Annotated in this window: 17 protein-coding genes and 3 pseudogenes; 8 read left to right on the plus strand and 12 right to left on the minus strand. The window is 72.5% G+C overall.

All coding sequences use genetic code 11. The features are described from left to right. Positions 1-41 precede the first annotated feature (41 nt). Positions 42-692, plus strand: a complete 651-nt coding sequence (locus ACIP84_RS22550; protein ID WP_401799703.1) for a TetR/AcrR family transcriptional regulator — start codon at positions 42-44, stop codon at positions 690-692. A 109-nt stretch (positions 693-801) separates the two neighbouring features. Continuing rightward, a complete protein-coding gene (locus ACIP84_RS22555; RefSeq protein WP_401799706.1) occupies positions 802-2,430 on the plus strand; it encodes an amidohydrolase in 1,629 nt (542 codons plus the stop codon). 162 nt (positions 2,431-2,592) lie between these two features. On the opposite strand, the gene ACIP84_RS22560 is transcribed toward ACIP84_RS22555, so the two are convergent. Continuing rightward, positions 2,593-3,594 (minus strand): LysR family transcriptional regulator, encoded by a 1,002-nt coding sequence (locus ACIP84_RS22560; RefSeq protein WP_401799707.1) that lies wholly within the window; start codon positions 3,592-3,594, stop codon positions 2,593-2,595. 70 nt (positions 3,595-3,664) lie between these two features. Here ACIP84_RS22560 and ACIP84_RS22565 point away from each other — a divergent pair, with 70 nt between their 5' ends. Further along, entirely contained in the window at positions 3,665-4,837 is a 1,173-nt protein-coding gene (locus ACIP84_RS22565; RefSeq protein ID WP_401799710.1) for a TDT family transporter, read from the plus strand. Here ACIP84_RS22565 and ACIP84_RS22570 read toward each other — a convergent pair. The 4 genes and pseudogenes from ACIP84_RS22570 to ACIP84_RS22585 all read right to left on the minus strand — a co-directional run. Then, a complete protein-coding gene (locus ACIP84_RS22570) occupies positions 4,764-5,501 on the minus strand; it encodes a helical backbone metal receptor (RefSeq protein ID WP_401799712.1) in 738 nt (245 codons plus the stop codon). The genes ACIP84_RS22565 and ACIP84_RS22570 overlap by 74 nt on opposite strands. Then, entirely contained in the window at positions 5,498-6,049 is a 552-nt protein-coding gene (locus ACIP84_RS22575; RefSeq protein ID WP_355960963.1) for a cupin domain-containing protein, read from the minus strand. Before ACIP84_RS22575 ends, ACIP84_RS22570 begins: the two co-directional genes overlap by 4 nt. A 220-nt stretch (positions 6,050-6,269) precedes the next feature. Further along, positions 6,270-8,081, minus strand: a complete 1,812-nt coding sequence (locus ACIP84_RS22580) for an ABC transporter permease/substrate binding protein (RefSeq protein WP_355960962.1) — start codon at positions 8,079-8,081, stop codon at positions 6,270-6,272. 259 nt (positions 8,082-8,340) lie between these two features. Next, a pseudogene (locus tag ACIP84_RS22585) lies at positions 8,341-9,360 on the minus strand (glycine betaine/L-proline ABC transporter ATP-binding protein); the annotation flags it as partial. 328 nt (positions 9,361-9,688) lie between these two features. Here ACIP84_RS22585 and ACIP84_RS22590 point away from each other — a divergent pair. Then, positions 9,689-10,594: a 5'-3' exonuclease H3TH domain-containing protein gene (locus tag ACIP84_RS22590; RefSeq protein ID WP_401800024.1), complete on the plus strand. Its 906-nt coding sequence runs from the start codon at positions 9,689-9,691 to the stop codon at positions 10,592-10,594. A gap of 110 nt (positions 10,595-10,704) precedes the next feature. After that, a complete protein-coding gene (locus ACIP84_RS22595; RefSeq protein ID WP_401799715.1) occupies positions 10,705-11,538 on the plus strand; it encodes a siderophore-interacting protein in 834 nt (277 codons plus the stop codon). A gap of 183 nt (positions 11,539-11,721) precedes the next feature. Here the strand turns inward: ACIP84_RS22595 and ACIP84_RS22600 are convergent, their stop codons facing one another. Further along, positions 11,722-12,354, minus strand: a complete 633-nt coding sequence (locus ACIP84_RS22600; RefSeq protein WP_401799716.1) for a MerR family transcriptional regulator — start codon at positions 12,352-12,354, stop codon at positions 11,722-11,724. A gap of 185 nt (positions 12,355-12,539) precedes the next feature. On the opposite strand from ACIP84_RS22600, the gene ACIP84_RS22605 reads away from it, so the two are divergent. From ACIP84_RS22605 to ACIP84_RS22615, 3 genes are read left to right on the plus strand one after another with little or no spacing between them, the layout of a single operon-like run. Further along, positions 12,540-13,493, plus strand: a complete 954-nt coding sequence (locus tag ACIP84_RS22605) for a hypothetical protein (protein ID WP_401800027.1) — start codon at positions 12,540-12,542, stop codon at positions 13,491-13,493. Further along, positions 13,490-13,942, plus strand: a complete 453-nt coding sequence (locus ACIP84_RS22610; RefSeq protein ID WP_401799718.1) for an ABA4-like family protein — start codon at positions 13,490-13,492, stop codon at positions 13,940-13,942. The genes ACIP84_RS22605 and ACIP84_RS22610 overlap by 4 nt, the downstream gene beginning before the upstream one ends. Positions 13,943-13,946: 4 nt before the next feature. Continuing rightward, positions 13,947-14,885, plus strand: a complete 939-nt coding sequence (locus ACIP84_RS22615) for an ADP-ribosylglycohydrolase family protein (protein ID WP_401799721.1) — start codon at positions 13,947-13,949, stop codon at positions 14,883-14,885. A gap of 155 nt (positions 14,886-15,040) precedes the next feature. Here ACIP84_RS22615 and ACIP84_RS22620 read toward each other — a convergent pair whose 3' ends face one another. The 6 genes and pseudogenes from ACIP84_RS22620 to tatA all read right to left on the minus strand — a co-directional run bounded on the left by ACIP84_RS22620 (position 15,041) and on the right by tatA (position 22,049). Continuing rightward, a complete protein-coding gene (locus ACIP84_RS22620; protein ID WP_401799722.1) occupies positions 15,041-16,348 on the minus strand; it encodes a cytochrome P450 in 1,308 nt (435 codons plus the stop codon). Between the two features lie 360 nt (positions 16,349-16,708). Further along, positions 16,709-19,537 (minus strand): DEAD/DEAH box helicase, encoded by a 2,829-nt coding sequence (locus tag ACIP84_RS22625; protein WP_401799725.1) that lies wholly within the window; start codon positions 19,535-19,537, stop codon positions 16,709-16,711. Positions 19,538-19,581: 44 nt separating this feature from the next. Continuing rightward, positions 19,582-20,121, minus strand: a pseudogene (locus ACIP84_RS22630) (sphingosine kinase); the annotation flags it as partial. A gap of 189 nt (positions 20,122-20,310) precedes the next feature. After that, positions 20,311-20,711: pseudogene (locus ACIP84_RS22635) on the minus strand (diacylglycerol/lipid kinase family protein); the annotation flags it as partial. Positions 20,712-20,750: 39 nt separating this feature from the next. After that, positions 20,751-21,650, minus strand: a complete 900-nt coding sequence (tatC, locus tag ACIP84_RS22640; RefSeq protein ID WP_401800029.1) for a twin-arginine translocase subunit TatC — start codon at positions 21,648-21,650, stop codon at positions 20,751-20,753. Between the two features lie 105 nt (positions 21,651-21,755). After that, positions 21,756-22,049 (minus strand): Sec-independent protein translocase subunit TatA, encoded by a 294-nt coding sequence (tatA, locus tag ACIP84_RS22645; RefSeq protein WP_355960938.1) that lies wholly within the window; start codon positions 22,047-22,049, stop codon positions 21,756-21,758. Between the last annotated feature and the right edge of the window lie 147 nt (positions 22,050-22,196).

The raw sequence follows: 22,196 nt of genomic DNA on the forward strand, positions 1-22,196 counted from the left end.
CCTGGTTGCTTATTGGTCGCACACTCAATAGCATCGCGGTCATGTCGTCAAGCGTCCAGCGCAAGAGAGTTCGGAAAACACCCGAAGCCCGGCGGGCGGAGATCGTGGAGACCGCCGCACGCGTGGCCCTGACCGAGGGGCTCGAGTGCGTCACCCTCCGGCGGATCGCCGAGGAGCTCGCCGTACGCCCCGGCCTGATCAGCCACTACTTCCCCTCGGCTGAGGACCTGGTGGGCGAGGCCTTCAGCGTGGCCGCCACCGGCGAACTCGACGGGCTGCTGCCCGCGGAGCGCCCCCACGGGACGCCCACGCAGTGGCTCGCGCGCTACTTCGCCCTGTCGGCGGGCGAGGCGTACGACGACATCAGCCGCCTCTGGATCAACGCCCGGCACCTCAGCCGCTACCGGCCCGTCCTGCGCGACCGGGTCACCGAGCAGGAACTCGCCTCCGACGACCGCCTGGAACAGCTCATCCGCGAGGGCGTCGCACGCGGCGAGTTCCGCACCGACGACCCGCGTGCCACCGCCATCCAGATCCTGGTGGTGCTCGACGGCCTCGGCGCCCACGCCAACTCCGACCGGACCGACCGGCCGGACGCCGTGACCCGGATGGCCCTGACCACGGCGGAACGCGAACTCGGACTGCCGCACGGCGCGCTGACCGACGTACCGCCACCGGCCGATCCCGCCTGACCCAGCCCCTCCACCGAGGCCACCCGCGGGCCCGCCCGACCGAACCCTTCACCGAGGCCGCCCGCGGACCTCCGCACCCGTCCCCTTCCCGGAAGCCCTGGAGCCCCCCGTGCGCACCCGACTCGTCCTGCTCTCCGCCCGTCTGCTCGACCCCGGCACGGGGGCGCTCCTGCCCGAGACCGCGCTCGCCGTCTCCGACGACGGCCGGATCGCCGCCCTCGGCGACGACCACGAGATCCGCGCGCTCGCGGGACCCGCCACCACCGTCGTGGACCTCAAGGGCGCCGTCGTCACCCCCGGTCTCGTCGACGGGCACCTCCACCCGGTGTCCGGCGCCGAACTGACCCACGGCCTCGACCTGTCCTACTGCGCCGACCTCGACGACGTACGCGAGGAACTCGCCCGCGAGGTCCGGACCCTCGGCCGGGGCGACTGGCTCTTCGGCTGGGGACTCGACCCGAACGTCTTCGGCGACCACCCCGTCGGCATCGCCCCCTTCGACGCGGTCCTCGACGGCGTCCCGGCGTTCCTGCTGCTCTTCGACGCCCACTCGGCGCTCGCCAGCCGGCGGGCGCTCGAACTCGCCGGTGTCGACGGGCCCCGCACCTTCGACCAGGCCTCCGCGGAGGTCGTCTGCGACGCCGACGGACGCCCGACCGGCCTGCTCCAGGAGGACGCCGCCTGCGAACTCGTCGAGCGGGTCGCCCCGCGCCCGACGCCCGAGGAGAGCCGGGAGCGGCTCGCGGCGGCGCTGCGCTCCATGGCGGCGGCCGGCCTCACCGGCGGGCACGCCATGGACGCGAACGGCGAGAGCCTCGCCCTGTACAGGGAGCTCGACAGGGCCGGTGAACTGGCGCTGCGGCTCCGGGTGGCGCCCTGGTGCCAGCCCGGCACCGACGCGGCCGGCGTACGGGACCTCATCGCGCTGCAGGGCACCGGCGGCGCGCTGTGGCAGGTCGCGGGCGTGAAGCTCTTCATGGACGGGACCATCGACAACGGCACCGCGTGGCTGGAGCGGCCCGACTGCCACGGCGAGTCCACACACGCGTTCTGGCCGGACCCCGACGCGTACACCCACATCGTCGGGGAGCTCCACCGGGCCGGGATCGCGACCGCGACGCACGCCATCGGGGACGCGGCCGTACGGCACGTGCTCGACGCCGTCGAGAAGGCGCGCGCGGGCGGCGGGAGCGCGGTGCGGCACCGGGTCGAGCACATCGAGACGGTCCCGGACGACACCCTGCGCCGCTTCGCCGAACTGGGCGTGCTCGCCTCCATGCAGCCCACCCACTGCTGCGACTTCACCCGGGCCGACCACACCGACAACTGGTCGCGCCGGCTGGGCGAGGAGCGTGCCTCGCGCGCGTGGCGCTGCCGGGACCTGGCCGACTCCGGGGCCACCGTGGTCCTCGGCTCCGACTGGCCGATCGCGCCGTTCCCGCCGCTCGGCGTGATGGCCGGCGCACGGCACCGGCGCCCGAGCCGCGACCTCGGACAGGCGCCGCACGGTCCCGAGCAGGCGCTGACGGCGCTGGAGGCGCTGCGGGGCATGACGACGGCGGCGGCGTACGCGGCGGGCGAGGAACACGAGGCCGGTCGAATCGCGCCGGGCTTCCGCGCCGACCTGACGGTCTTCGCGGACAGTCCCCTGATCACGGCGGCGACGGATCTGCCGGACCTTCCCGTCCTCCTAACGGTCCTGGACGGACGGATCACGCACCGGGCCGCGGGGGTCTGATCCCCACTCCCGGGCAGTCATCCTGCCCGGGAGTTCAGCCCGTCCGGTGCTCAACCCGTCGGGCGCTCAACCCGTCGGGTGCCCAGCCCGCCGTTCGTTCACCCCGCCGTTCGTTCAGCCCGCCGGTTGTTCAGCCCGCCGTTCGTTCAGCCCGTCGTCTGTTCAGCCCGTCGGGCGGGCGCGGGTCAGGGAGAGCAGGTCACGGGCCGGGCCGGTCGGGCGGTGGCCGGTGGGCCAGACCGCGCGGAGGTCGCGACGCAGCTCGACCCCCTCGACGGGGATCGCCACCAGGCGCCGCGAGGCCAGTTCCTCGGCGATCGCGAGTTCGCTGAGGACGGCCGGCCCGGCCCCGCTGACCGCCGCGGCCTTCACCGCCGTCGTGGAGGCGAGTTCGAGGAGCGGCCGCGCGAGCCCGCCGTGGCCCGAGAGCGCCGCGTCCAGGACCTGCCGGGTGCCCGAACCCCGTTCCCTCAGGACCAGCGGGGTCGCCGCCAGCTCCGCCGGGTCCAGCGGGCCGCGGCGGCGGGCCCACGGGTGCGAGGGCGCCGCGACGATCACGAGCCGGTCGTGCGCCACGACCACCCCGTCGAGGCCGTCCGGCACCGCGAGGCCCTCCACGAAACCCATGTCCGCCTCGCTCGCGAGGAGCCGCTCCGCGACGACCGCCGAGTTCCCGGCCTGGAGCGACACCGCGGTGTCCGGACGCTCGGCGCGCAGCGCGATCAGCCAGCCCGGCAGCAGGTACTCGGCGATCGTCATCGACGCGGCCACCCGCAGCCGGGAGTCCCGCCGCCCCCGCAGCGCCTGGGCGCCCGCGTCGAAGGCCTCGGCCGCCTCGACGATCCGCCGTGCCCAGTCGGTGACGAGCGCACCCGCGTCGGTGAGCCGTGAGCCGCGCGGCGAACGGTCCACCAGGGCCACGCCGAGCTGCCGTTCCATCGAGCGGATCCGGCTGCTGGCGGCCGGCTGGGTGATGCCGACCTCACGGGCGGCAGCGCCCAAGCTCCCGTGCCGGGCGACCGCGAGGAGCAGTTCGAGCGCCCCGAGGTCCGGGACCCGGTGATGGAGCTGCGCCCTGACGCCGGAGCCGTACGCCTCCGTCCGGCGCCCACCCGTCTGCCGCTCCTCGTGCCGCTCCCCGTGGTGCTCCCCTTTGCCGCTCATAAAGCCAGCTTATGACGTCATAGCCGCAAGATCCCTGGTGGGGCCCGGGGAATCGGACGACGGTGGAGACATGGCAAGCCTCGCACCTCCTCTCCCGACCGTCCGCGCCACCACCCCCGGCGCCCGGCCGGCCGCCTCCCCGGCCCGTTCCGTCCGTCACCTCGGACCCAACTGGTACGCCTCCGTGATGGGCACCGCCATCGTGGCCAACGCCGGCGCCGGGCTCCCGCTCCACCTCCCCGGCCTCCGCACCGCCTGCGCCGCGGTCTGGGCGCTGTCCCTCGCGATGCTGCTCGTCCTGCTCGCCGCCCGTGCCGTGCACTGGATCCACCACCGCGACCAGGCCCGCGCCCATCTCCTCGACCCCGCCATGGCACCGTTCTACGGCTGTCTCTCGATGGCGCTGCTCGCGGTCGGCGGCGGCGCCATGATCGTGGGCCGGGACTGGATCGGGCTCCCCGCCGCCGTCGCGCTCGACACCGTCCTGTTCACCGCCGGCACGCTCGTCGGCCTGGCGGCCGCGGTCGGCATCCCGTACCTCATGGTCGTGCACCACAAGATCGAGAACGCGTCCCCGGTCTGGCTGCTGCCGGTCGTCGCCCCCATGGTCTCCGCCGCCCTCGGCCCCCTGCTCGTGCCCCATCTGCCCGCCGGACAGGCCCAGGAGACCCTGCTCATCGCCTGCTGGGCGATGTTCGGCGTGAGCCTCCTCGCGACCCTGGTCATGCTGCCGCTGGTCTTCGGGCGGCTCGTGACCGGCGGCCCGCTGCCCCTCGCGCTCACCCCCACCCTCTTCCTCGTCCTCGGCCCCCTCGGCCAGTCGACGACCGCCGCGAACAAGTTCGCCGACGTCACCCCCGGCGTGCTCCCCGCCCCGTACGCCCACGGCTTCGCCTCCTTCGCCGTCCTCTACGGCGTGCCCGTCATAGGCTTCGCCCTGCTGTGGCTGGCCCTCGCCGGGGCGATGGTGCTGCGGGCACGCCGGCGGGGCATGGGCTTCGCCATGACGTTCTGGGCGTTCACGTTCCCCGTCGGAACCTGTGTGACCGGCGCCGAGGGACTCGCCCAGCACACCGGTCTCGCCGCCTTCCGGTGGCTCGCGATCGGCCTGTACGCGGCCCTCGTCGCGGCCTGGCTGGTCGCCGGGACCCACACCGTCCGCGGCCTCTTCAGCGGTGCGCTGCTCGCAGGGCCCGCGCCAGCACCCGCGGCGCCTCGACGAGAGACGGCCCGTACCAGGTGAGGTGACGCCCGCCGACGAGCGCGGCGGCGGTTCCGGGGAACGCCTCGGGGCCGTCGTCGCGCGTGAAGCGGTACGGCTCGTCGGGCAGCACGACCAGGCCGGGCGCCGCGGCGCGGAGCTCGTCGAGCGGCACCCGCGGATAGCGCTCCGGGTGGTCGGCGTACAGGTTGCGGACCCCGAGGCGGGCCAGCAGATCACCGGCGAAGGTGTCACGGCCCAGAACCATCCAGGGTCGCCGCCAGATCGGCACGACCGCCGCGCACTCCCCCTCCGGGACGACCGCCGCCCACGCCGCCTCGGCCTCGTCGAGCCAGCGGGGCCGGGGCGCGCCGCACGCGGCGAGGACCCGCTCCAGCTCGCTCAGGCCCTGGTCGAGGGTGCGGATCTCGGTGACGAGGACGTCGAGCCCGGCGGCCCGCAGCTCGGCGAGGTCGACGGCGCGGTTCTCCTCCTCGTTGGCGAGGACGAGGTCCGGGCGGAGCGCGGTGATCGCACGGACGTCGGGGTTCTTGGTGCCGCCGATCCGTACGACGTCGAGGTCGGCCGGGTGGGAGCACCAGTCCGTGGCCCCGACGAGCAGGCCGGGCGCGGTGACGGCGACGGCCTCCGTCAGCGACGGCACGAGGGAGACGATCCTCCTGACCGTGCCCCGCCCCGCGCTCATTCCTCCTCGGCTTCGACGTGCTCGGCGACCGCGACGACGAGCAGCCGGGTGCCCGCCTCGGTGGCGCGCCAGCGGTGGCGCACCCCGCCGGAGAGATACAGCGTGTCGCCGCGGCCCAGCCGGTACGCGCGGCCCTCGGCCTCGACCTCGGCGGCCCCGTCGGCCACGTACAGCAGCTCGTCGTTCCGGTGCTGGAACTCGCGGCCCGCGTCCTGCTCGCCGGTGAACTCCAGGGCGTGCAGCTGATGGCGTCCGCGGACGATCGCCCGTACGCCCGGGGGCAGGACCGGGGAGGCCTCGTCGGCCCGTACGACGTCGACGGTACGGGAGGCCTCGGCGGCGGCCAGGAGGTCGGCTGCCGTGGTCTCCAGGGCGTCGGCGACCAGTTCGAGGGAGCGGTGGCTGGGGCGCGCGCGGTCGTTCTCGACCTGGCTGAGGAACGGTACGGAGAGACCGCTGCGCGAGGAGACGACGGCCAGGGTGAGCTGGAGCGCTCTGCGTCGCCTCTTGACGGCCGCGCCCACCCGAGGTGCTTCCTTCTCGTCCATGTGGGCTCCCTCCCTCGTGCCTCGTGCGTACCCGTACCGGGCGGTCACCTGAACCTTACGCAGCTTTGGGGCGGGGTTTCGCGTCGTGACGAAAAGGGGCGGCCGCCGAACACGTTCGGCGACCACCCCTTTTCGGACAGGAACCGTTCAGTCGGTCGCTGTCCGTCGCCCGGAGTCCACGGCCGGGTCACGGCCGCGCTCCGGGCGGGATGCCGGCGGGCTACTGCGGCGCGAGCTTCTCGGCGAGGCCCGGGTTCTTGTCCAGCCAGGTGCGGACGGCCTGCTGCTCCTTGCCCTTGCCGGTCTCCTGGATGACGGCTTCGAGATCCGTGAGCTGCTTCTCGGTCAGCTCGAAGTTCTTCAGCCAGGCGCCGACCTCGGGGTTCTCGGCGGCGAAGCCCTTGCGGGCCAGGGTGTGGACGCCGTCGCCCTTGCCCCAGGAGCCCTTGGGGTCGGCGAGCTTCTTCAGGTCGTGCGCGGAGTAGGCCCAGTGCGGCGACCAGAGCGTCACGACGACCGGTTCCTTGCGCTCGTAGGCGCGCTTCAGCTCGGCGAGCATGCCCGGCGTGGAGCCGTCGACGACCTTGTACTCGCCTTCGAGGCCGTACTCCTTGAGGACCTTGTCCTTCAGGATGCCCATCATTCCGGCGCTGGGTTCGATGCCGACGATCCGGCCCTTGAACTGTCCGGCCTTGCCCTTGAGGTCGGCGAGCGAGTCGACGCCCTTCACGTACGAGGGGACGGAGAGCTCCAGGGATGTGGGGCCGTACCAGGAGCCGAGGTCTTCCAGCTTGTTCTTGTACTTCTCCCAGTACTGGGCGTGTGTGACGGGCAGCCAGGAGTCGGTCTGGAAGTCGAGCTGGCCGCCGGCCAGACCGGTGTAGAGCGCGCCGGCCTCCAGCTGCTTGGTGTCGACCTCGTACCCCCTGCGCTCCAGGAGCTCCTTCCACAGGTACGTGGAGGCGATGCCCTCGTCCCAGGGGATGTAGCCGATGCTGATCTTCTTGCCGTGACCGCCGCCCGGACCCGAGGCGGTGGCGGAGCCCGTACCGGAGCCGCCGAGCAGGCCCGTACCGCCGGCGACGAGGGCGAGCACCACGACACCGACGAGTGCGGTGACGGGCTGCGGGCGGTGGGCCCACAGCTTCGCCCCGGGGCGCCGTGCGCTCAGCGCGGCGCGGGCCTTGGCGGCGGCGCGGCGGCCGAGCGGGGAGACCTGGCGGCCGAGGGCGCCGGTCATCCGGTCCAGGTACATGGCGAGGACGACGATGGAGACGCCGGCCTCGAAGCCGAGGCCGATGTCGACGTTGCCGATCGCGCGGTAGACGGAGCCGCCGAGCCCGCCGCCGCCGACCATGCCGGCGATGACGACCATGGACAGGCCGAGCATGATGACCTGGTTGACACCGGCCATGATCGTCGGCAGGGCCAGCGGGAGCTGCACGCGCAGCAGCGTGTTGCGCGGGGTGGTGCCGAACGCCTCGGCGGCCTCGACGAGTTCGCCGTCGACCTGCCGGATGCCCAGCTCGGTCATACGGACGCCCGGGGGCAGCGCGAAGACGATGGTGGCGATGATGCCGGGGACGACTCCGACGCCGAAGAAGATGATGCCGGGGATGAGGTAGACCATCGCCGGCATGGTCTGCATGAAGTCGAGGACCGGCCGGAGCACGGCGCTGACGGTCTTCGAGCGGGCCGCCCAGATACCGAGGGGGACGGCGATCACCAGGGTCACCAGGGTGGCGACGAGAACGAGCGACAGGGTCGCCATGGCCTCGTCCCACAGCTGGACCGAGTCGACGAGCGCGAACCCGGCGAAGGCGAGCACGCCCGCGGCGAAGCCGCGCAGCCACCAGGCGACGACGGCGAGGATGCCGGCGAAGAGCAGCGGCTGGGGCGCGGACAGGACGGCGTCGATGCCGTCGTAGAGGCCGGTGACGCCGGTGCTGACGGCGTCGAAGAGCCAGGAGAACTGGGCCTGGAGCCAGTCGACGGAGCTGTCGACCCACTCACCGAGGGGAAGCCTAGGCACGGGCGGTCAGCTCCTTCGTCGGCTGGGCGGCGGGCACGGCGCCGGCATTGCCGCCGGCCGCGCGCGCGGTCTCCGTACCGGTCTTGCCACCGGCCTTCTCGGCGGTCCTGCCACCCGCCTTCTCGGCGGTCCTGCCGCCGGCCTTCTCGCCGGTCCCGCCGCTGGTCCCGCCGGCGGTCGTGCCGCCGGCGGTCGTGCCGCCGGTCGTGCCGCCGGCATACGTGCCGGTCGGGTCGCCGGCGTCCCTCGCGCCGAGTCCGCCCATGACGGCGAGCAGGCGCTCCGTCGGTACGACTCCGAGGACGGCGCCGTCGGAGTCCCGCACGGTCACGGGGTGCGGGGCGCGGGCGGCGACGGCGCACAGGTCGGCGACGAGCGTGTCCGGCCCGACCGCCTCGCAGGCGCAGTCGGCGGGGCACTCCGCCGGGGTGACGCCGCCCGTCATGACGGAGGAGGCGGTGAGCACCCGGGAGCGGTCGACGTCCTGGATGAAGGAGGCGACGTAGTCGTCGGCGGGGCGGACCAGGATGTCCTCGGCGGTGCCGAGCTGGACGATCCGGCCGTCACGCATGACGGCGATCCGGTCGCCGAGGCGCATCGCCTCGTTGAGGTCGTGGGTGATGAAGACGATGGTCTTCTTCAGCCGCTGCTGGAGGACGAGGAGCTGGTCCTGCATGTCGCGGCGGATCAGCGGGTCGAGCGCGCTGAAGGACTCGTCCATGAGGAGCAGGTCGGCGTCGGTCGCGAGCGCGCGGGCCAGGCCGACGCGCTGCTGCATGCCGCCGGAGAGCTCGTCGGGCCAGGACTTCTCCCAGCCGGCGAGGCCGCACAGTTCGAGGGCCTCGGTGGCCCGCCTCTCGCGCTCGGCGCGCGGGACGCCCTGGACCTCCAGGCCGTAGGCGGCGTTCTCCAGAACGTTTCGGTGCGGGAACAGCGCGAAGTGCTGGAAGACCATGCTGATCTTGGTGGAGCGAACCGTGCGCAGATCGCGGGGGGACAGCGCGGTGAGGTCGCGCCCGTCGAAGAGGACCCGGCCGGCGGTGGGCTCGAGCAGGCCGTTGAGCATGCGGAGAAGGGTCGACTTGCCGGACCCGGAGAGCCCCATCACGACGAAGATCTGGCCGGGCTCGACGATGAAACCGGCGTCCACGACGGCCGCGGTCGTCCCCTCGGCGCGCAGCTCCTCGCGGTCGGCGTCGCTGGCCGCGAGCCTGCGGACCGCTTCGTCGGGTCGTCTGCCGAACACCTTGAACAGGTGGTCTGCCTGGAGCCTGGACACATGAACCTCACGGGTAGCGACGAGAACGGCCCCCACCACCCCCGCGCGGTCGGGCCGTGGAGCGGGCGGGATCGGCCCGCGGGCCCGTCGCGTACGGGGATCCTTTTGTTGAATCCCGTACCGGGTTCCGCTCCGGGCTCGCGCCTGCCCTGCTTCACCGGGTGCAAACGCAAAGGTGACAGGGGTCACGTGGGGTCACGTGCAAGGGACAGGAACCGCCGGAACCGCCGGCGCCCCGGACGCGTCCCCGGCGGGCGTCCGGCGAGACGCGTCCCCCGGCCCCGGAGGCGCCCCGAGCCCTAAAATCAAGCAGGTGACCCGACGCCTCATGCTCCTCGACACCGCCAGCCTCTACTTCCGCGCCTACTTCGGCGTGCCGGACTCCGTCCGGGCCCCCGACGGCTCCCCCGTCAACGCCGTGCGCGGACTGCTCGACTTCATCGGCCGACTCGTCCAGGACCACCACCCGGACGACCTCGTGGCCTGCTGGGACAACGACTGGCGGCCGCAGTGGCGGGTCGACCTGATCCCCTCGTACAAGGCGCACCGGGTCGCCGTCGAGACGGAGACCGGACCGGACGAGGAGGAGATCCCGGACACCCTGTCCCCACAGGTGCCGGTGATCGAGGAGGTCCTGGCGGCGCTCGGCATCGCCAGGATCGGCGCGGCCGGCTACGAGGCGGACGACGTGATCGGGACGCTCGCGGGGCGCGCCTCGGGGCCGGTGGACATCGTCACGGGCGACCGGGACCTCTTCCAGCTGGTGGACGACGCGCGCGGCGTCCGCGTGCTGTACCCGCGCAAGGGCGTCGGCGACTGCGACCTGGTGGACGCGGAGCTGATCCGCACGAAGTACGGCGTGCGCCCCGACCAGTACGCGGACTTCGCGGCGCTGCGCGGTGACGCGAGCGACGGCCTCCCCGGCGTGAAGGGCATCGGCGAGAAGACGGCCGCGCAGCTGATCACGGAGTACGGGGACCTGGCGGGCGTACGGGCGGCGGCCGAGGACCGGACATCGAGGCTGACGCCGGCCAAGCGGCGCGGGATCGTGGAGGCGGCGGCGTACCTGGACGTCGCGCCGACGGTGGTGCGCGTCGCCGGGGACGTACCGCTGCCGGAGTTCGACGCGACCCTGCCCAAGGCCCCCCGAGACCCGGCGGCCCTCGACGCCCTCGTGAAGCGCTGGGGCCTCGGCGGGGCCGTGGGCCGTCTGCTTCCGGTCCTGGAACGCTGACGAGATCTGGCCACACTGGGTCGACCGCGCCCCGGGGTGCTAGCTTAGGCATACCTAAGTACCTAGTACGTCGAGTTATGTCGAGTTACGTCGAGTCAGGAGAGCCCCTCGTGGCGGAGCAGCCCCGTAAGGCACCGAAGGCCACCGAAGCGCGTGTGGTGCGCACCGAGCACATCACTCCGCACATGGTGCGGGTCGTCCTGGGCGGCCCCGGTCTCGACACCTTCGAGGTCGGCGACTACACCGATCACTACGTGAAGCTCCTCTTCGCCCCCGAGGGCGTCGCCTACCCGGAGCCGTTCGACATGGACCGGATCCGGGAGGAGTTCCCCCGGGAGCAGTGGCCGACGACGCGGACGTACACCGTCCGGGCCTGGGACCCGGTCCACCGCGAGCTGACCATCGACTTCGTGGTCCACGGCGACGAGGGCCTCGCGGGGCCGTGGGCGGCGCGGGCGCAGGCGGGCGAGACGGTGCGCTTCCTCGGACCCGGCGGCGGCTACACGCCGGACCCGGCGGCGGACTGGCACCTGCTCGTGGGCGACGAGAGCGCCCTGCCGGCGATCGCGGTGGCGCTGGAGCGACTGCCGGCGGGGGCGCGGGTGCACGCATTCATGGAGATCTCCGACGCCGCCGAGGAGCAGAAGTTCGCGACGGAGGACGGCATCCACGTCACCTGGCTGCACCGGGGTGACCGCCCGGCGGGCGAGGCACTCGTCGAGGCCGTGCAGAACCTGGACTTCCCGGCGGGCGACGTGCACGCCTTCGTCCACGGCGAGGCGGGCTTCGTGAAGGACCTCCGCCGCCACCTGCGGCTGGACCGCGAGATCCCGCGCGAGCGGCTGTCGATCTCGGGCTACTGGCGCCAGGGCAAGTCGGACGAGGCGTGGCGCGCGATCAAGCGCGAGTGGAACGACCAGGTGGAGCGCGAGCAGGAGAACTGAGGCACGGAGCCGGGCGGTTCGGCTCACGGCGCGGGGCCCGGGGGTGATCCCCCGGGCCCCGCGCCGTTCGTGTGCGGGACGCCCGCCCGGGGGGGGTGCGCCGGCGAGGGCAGGGCCGCTAGGCCCTGTCGTCAGACTCCGTCGTCGCCCGAAGGGCGGCAGACGGGAGTCTGGCGACAGGGCCTAGGTCGCCTGCCCGTACATGCGGTCCGAGGTGTCCGTCTGGGCCATCCGCCGCAGGGCCGAGAAGATCGCGTCTCCGATGACCGTGCCGACGACGACGCTCTCGACCAGTTCCTCGCGCGCCACATTGCGCGCCACGAAGTCCAGGTCGGCCCGCGCCACCCGCTCCGCCGCGTCCGCATACGCGTCCAGGACCTCGGTGAACGACCCGTGGCCCGCCTCGTCGACCGCCGCGAGGGCCACGGCGAGGGCCTCCGAGGCCGGGTTGTCCTGGTTCACCCGCCAGCCGCGCGCGGCGATCAGCGCCGCGACCTTCTTCCGCGCGTCCTCGATCCCGGCGTGCGACTCGCGGTCGTAGCGCGGCACCAGCCCTGACGCCACCGTGCCAAGCAGCTTGTGCACCGACCGCTCGGGGTCGTCGACCGCGAGGATCACCTCGCGGATCGCCGCCACCGACAGGCCGCCCACGTCGAGGAGCGCCCGGATCAGGCGCAGACGCTGCACATGCGTCTCTCCGTACGATGCCTGGTTCGGGCTCGTCAGTTCCCCGGCAGGCAGCAGTCCTTCCCGTACGTAGAACTTGATCGTCGGGATGGAGACCCCGGTCCTGCGACTCAACTCTCCGATGCGCACCGCGCGTTCACCTTCCTGGCCTTGCTTCGGCCTTGCCGACCGACACTCCCATCATAGATAGTGGCGCTATCAGATAGCGGCTAGTGCCACTATCCATACTTTCTCACGGGGGGATCCGTATGTCCTTATCGCGCGAGAATCCGGTCCTGCGACTCCATCGGCCGCTGGTCTGGTTCGCCGTCTCCATGGGCGTTCTCGCCCTGGTCTCCGCCGTCGGCATCCTCGTCGACGACCGCATCCTGGTCGGCGTGCCGATCTGGACCAAGCCCTTCAAGTTCTCGGTCTCGTTCGTGGCGTACGCGCTCTCGCTCGCCTGGATGCTCTCGCTGCTGCCCCGGGGCCGCCGGGTCGGCTGGTGGGCCGGAACCGTGGTCGCCGTCGCCGGCGCCGCCGAGATGGTGCTCATCACCCTTCAGGTGATCCGCGGCAAGCGGAGTCACTTCAACCACGCCACTCCCTTCGACGACACCGTCTTCCAACTCATGGGCGCCACCGTCCTGGTGCTCTGGCTGGGCGCACTCGTCATCGCGGTCCTTCTGCTGCGTGCCAGGATCCTCGACCGGGCGATGGCCTGGGCGGTCCGGCTGTCCTCGCTGATCGCCCTGGCGGGCGCCGCGGTGGGCTTCCTGATGGTCCGTCCGACCCCGGAGCAACTGAAGGTCGACCGATCGCCGATCGAAGGCGCCCACGCCGTCGGCGTACCGGACGGCGGCCCTTCGATGCCACTCACCGGCTGGGCGAGCAACGGCGGCGATCTCCGCATACCGCACTTCTTCGGCATGCACGCCCTGCAGCTGCTCCCGCTGCTTCTGCTCGTCCTGGCCGCGCTCGCACCGCGCTTCGCCCGGCTCGCGGACGAACGCGTACGGCTCCGCCTCACCCTCACCGCCTCGGCCGCGTACACGGCCGTCTTCGTCCTGCTGACCTGGCAGGCCCTGCGCGGCCAGGCCCTGTTCGCACCGGACGGCGCGACGCTGACGGGGGCGGGGGCGATCGTCCTGCTGAGCGGGGCGGCCGCGGCACTCTCCTTCCGGGGGGCCTCCCCCTCCCCCTCCCCCTCCCCCTCCCCCTCCCCCTCCTCCCCTCCCTCCCCTGCCTCCCCCACCCCCGCCCCCTCCGAAGAAGAGGTCACCTCATGACGGGCTTCCTCTTCGAGCTGACGTTCCTGCTCGCCGCACCCGTGTGGCTCCTGATGATCTTCGCGCCGGCGTGGCGGATCACCGAACGCGTCGCGGCCTCGCCCCTGACCGTGCTGCCGCTCCTGGTGGTCTGGGCCGTCCTCGCCGTCCCGGTCGCTCCGGAACTGTGGACGGCCGTCAGCAGCCCCGACATCGACACCTTCCGCGATCTCGTGGCGCTCGCGAACGGAGCCGGTGCGATCTGGGCCCAGGTCATCGCCTGGGACCTGCTGCTCGGTCAGTGGATGTACCGGGAGGCCCGTCGCCTCGCCATGCCTCCCCTCCTGATGGGCCCCCTGCTGGTCCTGACGGTTCTCCTCTCCCCTCTCGGGCTGCCCCTGTTCCTGGTGGTCCGCGCGGTGTGGACGACCCGGGCGCCGCGGCGACGGACCGAACCCGCACTACGCTGACCGGATGCGAGCCACCGAACGTTCCGTGGGCGCCGTCCTCGGCTCCGCCGTCGGCGACGCCCTCGGTGCCCCCTTCGAGTTCAGGCTCCCGGGGGTCTTCCGGGAGCAGTTTCCCGACGGCGTCGGGGAGTTGTGCGGGGGCGGCGGCTGGGACCCCGGCGAGGCGACGGACGACACGCAGATGGCCGTCCTCGTCGGCGAGTCGCTCCTCGAACGAGGTGGCCTCGACCTGCCGGACGTGTTCGACCGGTTCCGCCGCTGGGCCGCGGCCGACCCCAAGGACATCGGTCTCCAGACCGAGCAGGTGCTGCTCGGCGGGGACCCCTGGGACCTGGCCGCCGCGATGCACTTCCAGATCAACGCGCGGGCCGCGGGCAACGGTTCGCTGATGCGTGCCTCGACCTCCGCCGTGTACTTCGCGGCCCGGGGGCGGGCGGAGACGATGGACGCCGCCCGTCGGATCAGCGCTCTCACCCATGGCGACGGCGCGGCCTGGGAGGGTACGGCGATCCTCCACGAGCTGGTCCACGTCGCCCTCCTCGGCGAGGACCCGCTCGCCGCCCTGCCCGCGACTCTCGCCGAGGTGGCCCCGCAGCACCGGGACCGCTGGGCCACGGTCCTGACGCCCGGCTGGCACCCGGACCACGCCACCGAGTTCAACGGCGCGGTGTGGCCCTGTCTCGGTTCGGCCGTGTGGGCGCTGCGCACGACAGGGTCCTTCGAGGAGGCCGTGGCCGCGGCGGTCGACCTGGGCGGGGACACGGACACGGTCGCGGCCGTGACCGGGATGCTCGCCGGTGCCGTGTACGGCGCCGACGCGATCCCCGCCCGCTGGACGGCCCCTCTCCATGTCCCTCTGCCCGGCTTCGGCGACCGGGTGCTGTCCGCCGACGGCCTCCGGGACCTGGCGACGGCTCTGGCGTCCGATCGGCGGCCTGCTTGACCGGTGGCGGCCTCATCAGCCTCGTCTCAGCCCTCTGCGCCGTCTCAGCCATCACAGCCTTCTCAGCCGTCTCAGGCCTCGCCGCCTGGCCGCCCCGGCTGCCCCCGGCCGTCGCCGCCCGTCCGTCGCCGCCCGGGCGCGCTTCCGGTCCGGACTCAGCCCCGGGCTCGCACCGTCGCCAGGACGTCGCGGTCCGGCTGGAGCGTGAGGCTCGGGACCGGGAGGATCTCCTCGGTGGTGACGTCCAGGTGGTAGCGGCGGGCCAGGACCGCGAGGATCAGGACCGCCTCCACGAGGGCGAACCGGGTGCCGAGGCAGACGCGCGGGCCGCCGCCGAAGGGGAACCAGGCGTACTCGGGTATCTCCTCTGCGGGTTCGCCGTCCCGTTCGATCCAGCGCTCGGGGCGGAAGGCCTCCGCGTCGCCGTACCAGCGGGGGTCACGATGGGTGGCCCACTGGCTCGACCAGACACGGGTGCCGGCCGGGACGGCCGCACCACCGAGCATGGCGCCCTCCTTCGCGAGGCCGGTGATCAGCCAGATCGTGGGGTAGAGGCGGAGGGTCTCCTTGATGACCGCCTGGGTGTAGGTGAGGGAGGCGTAGTCGTCGTAGCCCGGTTCGTGGTCGGCGAGGACCCGGTCGAGTTCCTCGGCAAGGGCCTCGCGGACCCGCGGGTTGCGGGAGAGCAGGTACCAGGCCCAGACGAGCGTGGAGCTCGTGGTCTCGTGGCCGCCGATGTAGAGCGTGACGGTCTCGTCGCGTATCTCCTGGTCGGAGAGGGGCGCGCCGGTCTCGTCGCGGGCGGCGAGGAGGCGGCTGAGGAGGTCGGGGCGGTCGGTGTCGCCGTCGCGGTGGCGGGAGACGACGCGGGAGACCTCCGCGTCGATGACGGCGGTGGCGCGCTTGATGCGGGCGCGGCCGGGGGTCGGCAGCCAGTCGGGCAGCACCGCTCCGATGCCGCTGAACTCGGCGCCGATCTCCTTCTGTGCGACGTCCATGGCCTGGCCGATGGCTTCGGCGTCGGCGGCGGTGTCGACGCCGAAGATGGTGCGGACGGCGACGAGTTGCGTGAGGGCCGCCATCTCCTTCTTGATGTCGATGTGCTGCCCGTCGGCCCATCGGTCGGCGAGGGCGACGGCGCAAGCGGACATCGTCGCCGCGTAGGAGCGGACCTGTTTCGGCCGGACGGAGGGCTGTACGAGGGAGCGCTTGCGCCGCCAGTCGGCTCCCTTGGAGACGATGACGCCGTTGCCGAGGAGGGTCCGGAAGGCGATGCCGAGGTCGGGCTGGTCGAAGGTGCGCTCGACCTCGGTGAGGAGTTCGCCGACGGTGTCGGGGTGGGCGATGAAGAGGGAGGGCTTGCGGCCGAAGCGCCAGCGGACGATGTCGCCGCGGTCCCGGAGCTGTTCGAAGAAGGCCAGTGGGTTCTTTCCGAAGGCGGGCAGGCTGCCGAGGAGGGGCATGCCTCGTGGCCCGTCGACGACAACCGGAACCGCGGTTCGAGCTGCCGCCGGCGTTTCTGACGGTGTCTCTGCCGGTTGTCCTTCGGTGTGCGTCCCGGTGTGGGATCGCCCTTCGTCCTGCGCCCCCGCGTGCGAATGACCGGCTTGCGTGGTCATGTACGCCCCCTCCCCAACTGGCCTTTCCTGCTTGTGAGTCCATGCAATCGGAACGATCTCGCCCGCGCCACCCCTGTGGATGACGGCCTGTGGACAACCGCTGCGCCGACGAGTGCAGTATGACCATCAGATGTCCGGAAAAGGCCGAGTGCCCGTGGCGTGATCGCCACGGGCACTCGGCCTGCGCAGGAGGATGCGGGACCGTCAGCCCACCGAGCTGTAGGCGACGACACCCCTCAGCAGCGCGTCCACGGCCTTGCGGGCGTTCTTGGCGACGGTGCTGTTCTCCTTGGGCGCCGCCGCCGCGATCTGTCCGAGGACGTCGATGACCTGCTTGCACCAGCGGACGAAGTCGCCGGCCGGCATCTCGGCCTCGCGCAGCACCTCGTCGAGGCTCTTGTCGGAGGCCCACTGGTAGGCCGCCCACGCGAATCCGAGGTCGGGTTCGCGCTGGCCGACCCCCTCCGCCTGGTTGATCTTGAATTCCTCTTCGAGGGCGTCGAGCCGGCCCCAGATCCTGACCATCTCGCCGAGCGCCGCCTTGGCGTTGCCCGCGGGCAGCTTGGGCGCGACGGCGTCGTCGGACTGACGCGCCTCGAACACCAACGCCGAGACACAGGCGGCGAGTTCGGCCGGGGCCAGGCCCTCCCAGACTCCGTCGCGGAGGCATTCACTGGCCAGCAGGTCGAGTTCGCCGTAGAGCCGGGCGAGCCGCTTGCCGTTCTCCGTGACCTCGTTGCCGCGCAGGTAGTCGAGTTCGGTGAGGAGCGCGACGATCCGGTCGAAGGTGCGCGCGATGGTGTTGGTGCGGCCCTCGATGCGCCGCTCCAGCTGCTGGGTGTCGCGCTGGAGGCGGTGGTAGCGCTCGGCCCAGCGGGCGTGGTCCTCGCGCTCGTCGCAGCCGTGGCAGGGATGGGCGCGGATCTCGGTGCGCAGCCGGGCGATCTCGCGGTCGTCGGCGGCGGCGGAGCGCTGCTTGTGGTGGCGCTCGGGGTTGATGTGTCCGGCCTTGCTCCGCAGGGCGGAGGCGAGGTCGCGACGGGACTGCGGGGAGCGCGGGTTGAAGGACTTGGGGATCCTCATCCGCTCCAGGGCCTCGACCGGGACGGGGAAGTCGATGGAGGCGAGTCTCTTGACCTGCCGCTCGGCGGTGAGGACGAGGGGGCGGGGCCCGTCGTGGTGCTCGAAGCCGCGGTGGCCGTTGGTGCGGCCGGCCGGGATGCCCGGGTCGAGGACGAGGGCGAGTCCGGCGAACTTGCCGGTGGGGACGTGGATGACGTCGCCGGGCTTGAGCTTCTCCAGGGAGCCGGCGGCCTGGGCGCGGCGCTGGGCGGCGCCCTGGCGGGCCAGTTCGGTCTCGCGGTCCTTGAGGTCGCGGCGGAGCCGCGCGTACTCCTCGAAGTCGCCGAGGTGGCAGGTCATGCCCTCGCGGTAGCCTTCGAGGCCCTCCTCGTTCTTCTGCACCTGCCGGGAGATGCCGACGACGGAGCGGTCGGCCTGGAACTGGGCGAAGGACGTTTCGAGGAGCTCGCGGGAGCGGTGCCGGCCGAAGCCCTCGACGAGGTTGACCGCCATGTTGTACGAGGGCTTGAAGCTGGAGCGCAGCGGGTACGTGCGCGTGCCGGCGAGGCCGGCGAGGTGGTCCGGGTCGAGACCGCGCTGCCAGAGGACGACGGCGTGGCCTTCGACGTCGATGCCGCGGCGGCCGGCGCGGCCGGTGAGCTGGGTGTACTCGCCGGGGGTGATGTCGGCGTGCTGCTCGCCGTTCCACTTGACGAGCTTCTCCAGGATGACGGTGCGCGCGGGCATGTTGATGCCGAGGGCGAGTGTCTCGGTGGCGAAGACGGCCTTGACGAGGCCCTTCACGAAGAGGTCCTCGACGACCTCCTTGAAGGTCGGGAGCATGCCGGCGTGGTGGGCGGCGATGCCGCGCTCCAGCGCTTCGAGCCATTCGTAGTAGCCGAGGACGTGGAGGTCCTCGGTGGGGATGGCGGCGGTGCGCTCCTCGACGATCTCGCGGACGCGGCGGCGGCCGTCGTCGTCGTTGAGGCGGAGTCCGGCGTAGAGGCACTGCTGGACGGCGGCCTCGCAGCCGGCGCGGCTGAAGATGAAGGTGATGGCGGGCAGCAGCCCTTCGGCGTCGAGGCGCTCGATGACCTCGGGGCGGCCGGGGGTCCAGATGCGGGAGCGCTGGCGGCGCTCGCGCTCGCGGTCGGCTTCGCGGACCATCTTGCCGCGCCGCCGGTCGCGCGGGTTGTACGTGCGCGTGTTCTCGGTGCGGGCGAGTCGCTGGAGGTCGGGGTTGACCTCGCGGCGGGAGGCGCCGCGGCCGCCGTGGTCGGTCTCCTCCTCGAAGAGGTCGTACATCCGGCGTCCGGCGAGGACGTGCTGCCAGAGGGGGACGGGGCGGCTCTCGGAGACGATGACCTCGGTGTCGCCGCGGACGGTGTCGAGCCAGTCGCCGAACTCCTCGGCGTTGGACACGGTCGCGGAGAGTGAGACGAGGGTGACCGATTCGGGGAGGTGGATGATCACTTCCTCCCAGACGGCGCCGCGGAAGCGGTCGGAGAGGTAGTGGACCTCGTCCATGACCACGTAGCCGAGGCCGGAGAGGGCCTGGGATCCCGCGTACAGCATGTTGCGGAGGACTTCGGTGGTCATGACCACGATCGGCGCATCGCCGTTGACGCTGTTGTCGCCGGTGAGCAGGCCGACCTTGTCGTTGCCGTAGCGCCTGACGAGGTCGGCGTACTTCTGGTTCGACAGCGCCTTGATCGGGGTCGTGTAGAAGCACTTGCGGCCCTGGTCGAGGGCGAGGTGGACGGCGAACTCGCCGACGATGGTCTTGCCGGAGCCCGTGGGCGCGGCGACGAGTACGCCCTTGCCCGCTTCGAGGGCCTGGCATGCCTCGATCTGGAAGGGGTCCAGACCGAACTCGTACATCTCGCGGAAGGGGGCCAGCGCGGTGGCCGCATCGGCGTTGCGGGCTCGGGCGGCCGCGTACGCCTCGGCTGGTGTGAGGTCCTCTGTCATCTTGTTCTCGAGCCTACCCGCCCCCTGTGACAGTGACGCGATCTTTATCGAGGGGATGTGGAGGTGCCCGCTCCGGGCTCTTCGCCGGGTGTCGGGGCGAGGACGCGCAGGGCGCCGGGGACGCAGCTCACGGTGAGGGGGAGGCTGCCGAGGGGCTCGCCGTCGGCGTACCCGGTGGTGTCGGGCGCTTCGAGGGTGAGGGAGCGGACCTGGTAGGTGGTGACCTTCGGGTGGCTGAGATGGGTCCCCTTGTAGACGCGGGGGAAGACCTTGAGCAGGGTCCTGCGGTCGCAGTCGCCGACGACGGTGACGTCGAGGAGTCCGTCGTCGAGGCGGGCGTCGGCGCAGATCCGCATGCCGCCGCCGTACGAGCTGCCGTTGCCGACGGCGACGAGGGTGGCGTCGGTCTCGACGACCCGCCCGTCGTCGAGGGTGAGGCGGTACGGGACGGGCCGGAAGCCGGCGAGCTCGGCGAGGAGCGCGAGGTCGTAGGTGAAGCGTCCGGCGCGGAGGCGCATGCGGTTGCCCCGGTCGTTGACGCGGGAGTCGAACCCGGAGGCGAGGACGGTGCCGTACCAGCGGCCGGTCGCGGATTCCCCGGCGCGGTCTCCGGCCGCGCGGTCGGCGGACTTCGCGGCAGCGGGCCGGGCGAGGTCCCCGGCGGCGTGTCCGGCGTGGTCTCCGGCCCCGTCCCCGGTGGGACTCGCGACAGCGGGCCCGGTGGCTCCCCGGTCGTCTCGCCGGCGAGGTCCGCGGCGCCGGTCGGGGCTCCGCCGGTGCCGATGCGTCCCAGGTCGACGGCGCGGGCGCCCGTCGTCCCGAGGATCCGGGCGGCGACGCGGGCGGCGGCGGCCGGGTCGCCGAGGGGCAGGCCGAGTGCGCGGGCGAAGTCGTTGCCGGTGCCCGCGGGGATGATCCCGAGCGGGGTACGGGTCCCGGCGACCGCCCGGAGCGCGAGGGAGATCATTCCGTCGCCGCCGACGACGACCAGGGCGCCGGTGCCGGCCGCGACCGCCTCGCGGGCGCGTCGCAGGGCGTCGTCGGCGGTGTGCCCGACGACCGTGCGTACGGAGAAGCCCGCGTCCCGAAGGGCGCGGGCGGCGGGCTGGGCGGCGTGGGCGCCGCGGCCGCGGCCCGCGGTGGGGTTGACGAAGAGGGTGAGTTCGCTGGTCATGGGGTCCCCCCGGACGGAGTCTGGGGGGACCCTACAAGGTCAGGTGATGTCGTCGTAACCGTTCGCGCGCTGCACGGCGGCGCCTGGTTCGCCGGTGGCCTGCTCGGGCAGGGCCCGGGAGGCGCCGACCGGCTCGATGGCCCCGACGGGCTGCGGGGTCAGGTCCAGCTCCGAGGCCTCGTCGTCGTCGAGCTCGGCGTCGGGGTTGCCGCGCCTGCGTCGCCGGTCGTTGAGGAGGGAGAAGCCGACGGCGGCGAAGTACAGGGCGGTGACGGGTCCGGCGAGGGCGATCATGCCGACGGGGTCGGTGGTCGGGGTGATGACGGCGCCGAAGACGAAGACGCCCATGATCACGCCGCGCCACCAGCCGGCCATCCGGCGACCGGTGAGGATGCCGGTGAGGTTGAGCATCACCAGGACGAGCGGCAGCTCGAAGGCGAGGCCGAACACGAGCACCATGCGCAGGCTGAAGTCGAGGACGTCACCGAGCGAGAGGAGGTTCTGGGCCCCTTCGGGCGTGAGGCTGATGAGGACCTTCACGCTGATGGGGAGGATCTTGTACGCGAGGAAGGCACCGGCCGCGAAGAGCGGCACGGCCGCACCGACGAAGGCGTACGTGTACCTCTTCTCGCTCTTGTGCAGGCCGGGCGCGACGAAGGCCCACAGCTGGTAGAGCCACACGGGGCTCGCGACGACGAGGCCCACGGTCAGGGACACCTGGATCGTCGTGCTGAACGGCGCCGTCAGCGTGGCGAAGGTGACCTCAGCGCAGTTACCGCCACTGCTGGTGACGCCCGGCGGGCACTCGGGCACCGACTTCGCCAGGAACTGCAACAGCTCCTCGCTGTACACGAGGGCGACGATCGTCACCGCGACGATGGCGAGGAGACCCTTCGCCATTCGGTTGCGGAGTTCACGCAGGTGCTCCACGAGGGGCATCCGGCCCTCGGGATCTTTGTCCTGCTTGCGGGCAGACTTGGGCAACCCACGTCCTCATCTCATGCGGCAGGCCGCCGCATGGTGCGGCGGCCGCGGCGGACCGGGTCAGCGCTTGGTGGTGTCCGAGGGCTCGGTCACGGGACGCGCGCTGGTCACGTCACCGGGAGCGGCCTGGATGGTGCGCGGGGCGGGCTCCGGGGCGGCGGTGCCGGTGCCGGGGTGCGGCGGTTCGGCGGGGGCGCTCTGCTGGTCGTCCGACTTCATCGCCTTGGCCTCGCTCTTGAGGATGCGGGCCGACTTGCCGAGCGAGCGGGCCATGTCCGGGAGCTTCTTGGCGCCGAACAGCAGGATGATGACGACGAGGATGAGAATGATCTCGGTGGGGCCGAGCCTACCCATAGCTGTTTACCTTCTTCACCGAGGCGACATGGAGTGCGGTGCCCGGCGGGTCGGACAGGTGTCCGGCCACCGCGCTGTCTGCGATCGTAACCCGCAGGAGTAAACGCAGGGCAATGCCCGTGCATACTCCCGATTGCGTCCCGCGCA

This window comes from Streptomyces sp. NPDC088707, assembly GCF_044752725.1.
Lineage (GTDB): Bacteria > Actinomycetota > Actinomycetes > Streptomycetales > Streptomycetaceae > Streptomyces.